The 6,445-nt window shown below is 74.6% G+C and carries 4 protein-coding genes; 3 read left to right on the plus strand and 1 reads right to left on the minus strand.

What is annotated here, in order from left to right; genetic code table 11:
• Positions 1-414 precede the first annotated feature (414 nt).
• Positions 415-2,406, minus strand: coding sequence for an asparagine synthase (glutamine-hydrolyzing) (asnB, locus tag VFE05_04715; GenBank protein ID HET6229359.1), 1,992 nt, complete (start codon positions 2,404-2,406; stop codon positions 415-417).
• Between the two features lie 325 nt (positions 2,407-2,731).
• Here asnB and VFE05_04720 point away from each other — a divergent pair, with 325 nt between their 5' ends.
• Genes VFE05_04720 through mtnA form a run of 3 tightly spaced genes read left to right on the plus strand, consistent with a single transcriptional unit; the run spans position 2,732 to position 6,187 of the window.
• Positions 2,732-3,766, plus strand: a complete 1,035-nt coding sequence (locus VFE05_04720; GenBank protein ID HET6229360.1) for an NAD-dependent epimerase/dehydratase — start codon at positions 2,732-2,734, stop codon at positions 3,764-3,766.
• On the plus strand, positions 3,763-5,055 hold the full coding sequence (locus tag VFE05_04725; GenBank protein ID HET6229361.1) for a glycosyltransferase: 1,293 nt from the start codon (positions 3,763-3,765) through the stop codon (positions 5,053-5,055). The genes VFE05_04720 and VFE05_04725 overlap by 4 nt, the downstream gene beginning before the upstream one ends.
• 16 nt (positions 5,056-5,071) lie before the next feature.
• Entirely contained in the window at positions 5,072-6,187 is a 1,116-nt protein-coding gene (gene mtnA / locus VFE05_04730) for an S-methyl-5-thioribose-1-phosphate isomerase (protein HET6229362.1), read from the plus strand.
• The last annotated feature ends 258 nt before the right edge of the window (positions 6,188-6,445 follow it).

Genomic DNA, 6,445 nt, shown 5'->3' on the forward strand with positions numbered 1-6,445 from the left:
CCGCTCGCTTAGGCTCGCACCCTCCCCCGCAAGCGGGAGAGGGTTGGGGTTTGGGTGCCGTTCGGGTGGGGTGGGGCGGGCAGCCGGGTTGCGGGCGGTTGAAACCGCGGCAACAACTGCGCAAAGTCCGCCTCCGCGGACTGACTGCCGCGAACCCAGCCTCCAGCGCGCGCCGATCTCCTAACCAACCCTCCCCCAGGCAGTTTTGGGGGAGGGTCGACGAGCCTAAGCGAGGCGGGGAGGGGCCCCGCGCCGAGCTCCCCGCCTGCACCACCGCCGGCGGCGTACCCAAGCGAACTCATGCGGCGACGCGGCTCCCGTCCCGCGCGAAAGCTTCAACCAACCCTCTCCCGCTTGCGGGGGAGGGTGCGAGCCTAAGCGAGCGGGAGGGGGCACCCGCGCAGCACCATCCGCTTACACCACCGCCACAGGTCGCCGCTCCGGCTCACGCGCCGGGGCCTGCACCCACTGCTCGTGCCACTGGAGGAGGACGAGGACGGCCCAGATCGCCAGGCCGCCGCGCCCGCGCCCTGCCTGGAAGTCGCGCCACGCCGCATCCGCCGCGTTCGCGTCGAGAAGGCCGGAGCGGCGGACGGTGGCGGGGGAGAGCAGGTCGCTCGCCCACTGGCGCAGGGGGCCGCGCAGCCAGGCGTCCAGCGGCACGGTGAAGCCGGTCTTGGGGCGGTCCACCAGCGCGGGCGGGACGTGGCGGTGCAGGATGCGGCGCAGGATCCACTTGCCCTCGCCGCCACGCACGCGGAGTGCGCGCGGGAGCGACCACGCAAGCTCCGCCACGCGATGGTCCAGCAGCGGGACGCGCGCCTCCAGGCCCACGGACATGCTGGCGCGGTCCAGCTTCGCGAGCAGGTCGTCCGGCAGGTAGCCGAGCTGGTCGGCCAGCTGCATGCGCTCCATCAGCGGCATCGCGCCGCCGCCCATCACCCGCTCCACCACGCCGGCCGGCTCGCGCGCGCCGCGGGCCACGCGCTCCGGCTCGCCCCACTGCGACAGCAGCGAGCGGTACATCCCCGCGGCGCCCGGCTGGCGGAGCAGCGCCGCGAGCTTGTGCGCCTTGTCGCCCGGCAGCCGTGCGCGCGCGGAGGCGGGCAGCAGCGGCGCGACGGCGGCGTACATCCGGTCCCACGCCGCAGGCGACGGCGCGGAGAGTCCGCCAGCGAGGGCACGTCGCACGGGAGATGGGATGCGGACGGCGCGGCGGATCGCGCGCTCGCCGGACACGTAGCGGTTGTAGCCCGCGAACAGCTCGTCGCCGCCGTCGCCGGAGAGCGCGACGGTCACGTCCCTCCGCGCCACGCGGGAGACGAGCAGCGTGGGGATGAGCGAAGGGTCCGCCAGCGGCTCGTCGAACAGCCGCGGCAGGTCGGGAATCGACGCGAGCGCATCGTCCCCCGTCAGCGTGACCGACGTGTGCTCGGTGCCCAGGTGGCGCGCGACGGCGGCGGCGTGCGCGGACTCGTCGTGCTCGGCCGCGTCGAAGCCGATGGTGAACGTCTTCACCGGCCGCGCGGACCACGCCTGCATCAGCGAGACGACGAGCGACGAGTCGATGCCGCCGGAGAGGAAGGCGCCCAGCGGCACGTCGGCCCGCATCCGCAGGCGCACGGCGTCGGCGATCACTCGCTCCACCTCGTCCGCCGCCTCGTCGTCATCTCCCGAAAATGGGTTGGCGATGCCGTGGCGCGCGGCCTCCTCGACAGACCAGAACGGGCGCGGCTCGGGCAGCGGCGCGGCGGCGTCGTCGATCGTCAGCACTGTCCCGGCGGGCAGACGCGTGACGCCGCGGAAGATGCTGCCCGGCGCGGGCACGTACAGGTAGCGCAGGTACGCGGCGACGGACGCGGGATCGGCCTCGGGCCGGAACGCCGGGTCCGCCGCGAAGGCGCGGGGCTCCGACGCGAACGCCACGCATCCCCCGGCATGGTGCACGTACAGCGGCTTGATGCCCATGCGGTCGCGCGCCACGTGCAGCCGCCGCAGCCGCACGTCCCACAGCGCGATGGCGAACATCCCCACGAACCGCTTCAGCGACGCCTCCACGCCCCAGCGCTCGAACGCGGCCAGCATCACCTCCGTGTCCGAGTGCCCGCGGAACTGCGCGCCGTCCCTCTCCAGCTCGCGGCGCAATTCCACGTGGTTGTAGACCTCGCCGTTGAACGCCATCACGAAGCGGCCCGAGCCCGAGCGCATCGGCTGGTGGCCGGCGGGGGAGAGGTCGACGATGGCGAGGCGGCGGAAGGCGAGCGCGATGCCGGCCTCGGCTTCCACGAACACGCCGTCGTCGTCCGGCCCGCGGTGCGCGAGCGCGGCGGACATGCGGCCCGCGCGGCGCTGCATCTCCCCGGCGCTGGCGGGGCGGGAGTCGAGGAAGCCGGCGAGGCCGCACATGGTCTGGAGAGGTCGGGGAGATGCGGGACGGGAGATGCGCCGCGGGGAGCGGGCAGCGTGGAAAGGGCAACGCCCGTGCCCCGCTCGGACGCCCGCCGTCCCCCGGCCGGATACCCGCCGGCGCAGGACGACGCGATGCCGTGCGGTCTCTGCCGATGCGATGCGGTGTTGCGCGCCTGCATCGCATGTGGGCGGCCCCGGACAGCGCGGCAAAGGCGGAAATGGGCGGATTCCAGGCGCCGGCCGGTCGCGGCGGCGGGCGAGCTTCTTGAGACGTCGGGCGGCGGCCAGCCCCCGCACCGCCGCCCCCCGGAAGCACACCGCGATGCCCGCCATCTCCCCCGCCCGCCCCGCCGACCCGCCCGCCGCGCCGAAACCCGGCGAAGGCTATCCGCACGGCTACCGCGGCGCCCGCGTGCTGCTCACCGGCGCCACCGGCTTCCTGGGCCGCTGGGTCTGGCGCGCCCTGGCCGACGCGGGCGCCGAGGTGCACGCCGCCGGCCGCAGCCGCGAGGCGCTGGACGCCGCGCAGCGCGACGGGCTGCCCGGCCAGGCCGTCGTGGCCGACCTCGCCCGCCCCGGCGCCCTGCGCGAGGTGCACGCGCGCGTCCGCCCCGCGATCACGTTCAACCTGGCCGCGTACGGCGTCGACCCGGCCGAGCGCAACGCCGTGCTCTCGCTGCGCATCAACGCCGACCTGGCCGCCGAGTGCGCCGCCGCGGCCGCCGAGCGCGACGACGCGCCCGCGTGGGACGGGCAGCGGCTGGTGCACGTGGGCTCCGGCTTCGAGTACGGCACGGTACGCGGGATGGTGGACGAGGCAACGCTGCCCGCGCCGGGTACGCCGTACGGCATGAGCAAGCTGCAGGGCACGCGTCTGGTCACCGGCGCCCGCTCCCGCCTGCGCCTCCGCGCCACGACCGTGCGCCTCTTCACCGTCTACGGCGAGGGCGAGCACCCGCGGCGCCTCCTGCCCTCGCTCCTGGCCGCCGCGGGCACGGGCGAGACGGTGGAGATGACGCCCGGCGGCCAGCTTCGCGACTTCACCTGGGCGGGCGACTGCGCCGAGGGGCTGCTGCGCACGGGGCTCTTGCGCCAGGCGCCTCCCGTGCTGAATCTTGCGACAGGTGTTTGCACCACCGTCCGCCGCTTCGCCGAGGCCGCCATGGCCGCCGCCGCGATCCAGGCAGATGCCGTGCAGTTCGGCGCCCTCCCCTACCGCGCGGACGAGGAGCGGCAGGGGCCCGTGAGCGTGGCCCTCGCCCGCCGCACCCTCGGCTGGGTCCCCACCACGTCGGTCGAAGAAGGCATCCGCCTCACCCTCGATGCCGTTCACGGGCACGCGGGAGCCGCCGCGTGACGCCCCCGGCCGAGTCGCCCATCGGCACGGGCCGCGCGCCCGAGCTGTCGCTGGTGATGCCGTGCTACAACGAGGAAGCGTGCCTGGGCCGCACCGCCCCCGCGCTCATCGACGCCTTCCTGGAAGAGGGCGTGCGGCTGGAGCTCGTCCTCGTCGACAACGGCTCGCGCGACCGCACCGGCGAGGTGATCGACGGGCTGATCGCCCGCGGCCTGCCGGTGGTGAAGGTCAGCATCGCCGTGAACCGCGGGTACGGCCACGGCATCCGAGCCGGACTGGAGCGCTGCCGCGCCCCGGTCGTCGGCTACCTGTGCGCCGACGGGCAGGTCGCGCCGGAAGACGTGGTGCGGACGTACCGGCTGATGGAGGGGCGCGAGGAGCGCGTGGTGGCCAAGGTGCGGCGCCGCTTCCGGCAGGACAGCTGGAAGCGCAAGATCGTATCGGCCAACTACAACCTGCTCATGCTGCTCTGCTTCGGGTGGCTGGGCGCCATCGACGTCAACGGCAGCCCCAAGCTCTTCTCGCGGCGCACGCTGGAGCGGCTGCGGCCGGTGTCGGACGACTGGTTCCTGGATCCGGAGCTGGTGGTCAAGGCGCGCGAGCTGGGCCTGCGCTGCATCGAGATCGACGTGGAGGGCTACGCGCGCAACGGCGGCGCATCCAACGTCCGCCGGCAGACCATGCTCGAGTTCCTGCGCAACATCTGGCGCTATCGCTTCGGCGCGGGGCTGCGGGAATGGAGGACGGATGCGGGGCTGGCCCGCCGTGCATCTCCCGAAGCGCCCGATGCCGTGCCCGTGCCGCCGCAGCGCCGCACTCCCCTCGGCGCCCACCTGGACGAGGTGCGCGTGGTGGAGCAGAACCGCCACCAGGACTCGCGCGGCTTCGTGCAGAAGGTGCTCACCGCCACGCAGTGCGCCGGGCACCCGCCGCGCGGCGAGGTGTACGTGACCAGCGCCCGGCCGGGCGAGGCCAAGGGCAACCACCTGCACTGCCGCATGGGCGAGTGGTTCTCCGTCGTGCAGGGCACGGGCAGCGTGGAGATCTGCGACCCGTCCACCGGTAGCCGCCTGGCCATCGCCGTCTCGGCAGACCTCCCGCGGTCGGTGTACGTGCCCGCGGGACTGGCGCACGCCGTGGTCAACCGCGGCACCGACGACCTGATCTGCGTGGCCTGGGCCGAGGCCGAGCACGACCCGGCCGACGTGCACGCCTTCGCCGTGTGGCCCCCCTCCCTGCCGCCGCGCCGCGTGCGCGTGGCCGCCCCCGCCGCCGCATCCTCCACCTGAGCCCCCGGTTAGCCCCATGCGCGTGAACGGAACGCCCTACCGCACGGTGTGGATGGAGGGCGGCACCGTCCGCCTGATCGACCAGAACCGGCTCCCGTTCGACTTCGCCCTGGTCTCGTGCCCCACCTGGCGCGCCACGGCGCAGGCCATCCGCGACATGTCGGTTCGCGGCGCGCCCGCCATCGGCGCGACGGCGGGGTACGCGCTGGCGCAGGCGTTCGCGGCGGGCGGCAAGGCGTTCTGGCTCTCCGCCGCCGTCGCGCGCCGGGCCATCGAGGCGACGCGGCCCACGGCGGTGGACCTCTTCGCCGCCACCTCGCGCGTCTGGAACGCGGCGGAGACGGCGGGCGGCAGCGAGGCGCAGGCGGTGGAGGCCGCGCGCGCCGCAGCGCACGACTTCGCGGAAGAGAGCGTGCGCAGCTGCCTGCACATCGGGGAGCACGGCGAGGCGCTGGTGCCCGACGGGGCGAACGTGCTCACGCACTGCAACGCGGGCTGGCTGGCGACGGTGGACTTCGGCACCGCGCTGGCGCCCGTGTACCGTGCGGCGGCAGACGGGAAGCGCGTGCACGTGTGGGTCAGCGAGACGCGGCCGCGGGCGCAGGGCGCGCGCCTCACCGCGTGGGAGCTGGGCGCGCACGGCATCCCCCACACGGTGATCGCCGACAGCGCCTCCGCCCACCTGATGAGCCGCGGCGACGTGGATCTCGTCATCACCGGCGCGGACCGGATCGCGGCCAACGGCGACGCGGCGAACAAGATCGGGACGCTGGAGAAGGCCGTCTGCGCGCGCGAGTTCGGCGTCCGCTTCTACGTCGCCGCCCCCCCGTCCACCTTCGACGCGGCGATCGCGGACGGAGGCGGGATCCCCATCGAGGAGCGTTCGGCAGACGAGGTGTCTTACGTGACGGGGCTGGACGACCACGGCACGCTTCGCCGCGTCCGCGTGACCGCGCCGGGTGCGCCCGCGCGCAATCCCGCGTTCGACGTGACCCCGGCGCGCTTCATCACCGGCTTCATCACCGAGCACGGCGTCGTCCGCCCCGAGGAGCTTCCCGGTGCCGCCTCGCACGCCCACGAGCGCATTCGCGTCCCCGCACTCGCGGGCGAGGGCGTCGTCGCGGGAGGCTGACGGAAGCACGTTGGCCGGCTTCTCAGGCCCGCGTACGGTGGATGAGGCGGCGCGGAGCCTCGTCCGCAGGACGACCGCAGTTCCCAGCCGGGGGCTTCATGCTCCCGGCTTCCGTGCGCTGGGAGCTTGGTTCTGCGACTTGGCGGACGCGAATCCTTTGCTGGGCGGCGTCTGCGCTTAGATTGAGTCGGTGGGGAGAGAGGCCCCCTCCCCCGGCCCCTCCCCCCAAACTGCCTGGGGGAGGGGAGACCAAAAGTG

Source organism: Longimicrobiaceae bacterium, assembly GCA_035696245.1.
Taxonomy (GTDB): Bacteria; Gemmatimonadota; Gemmatimonadetes; order Longimicrobiales; family Longimicrobiaceae; genus DASRQW01.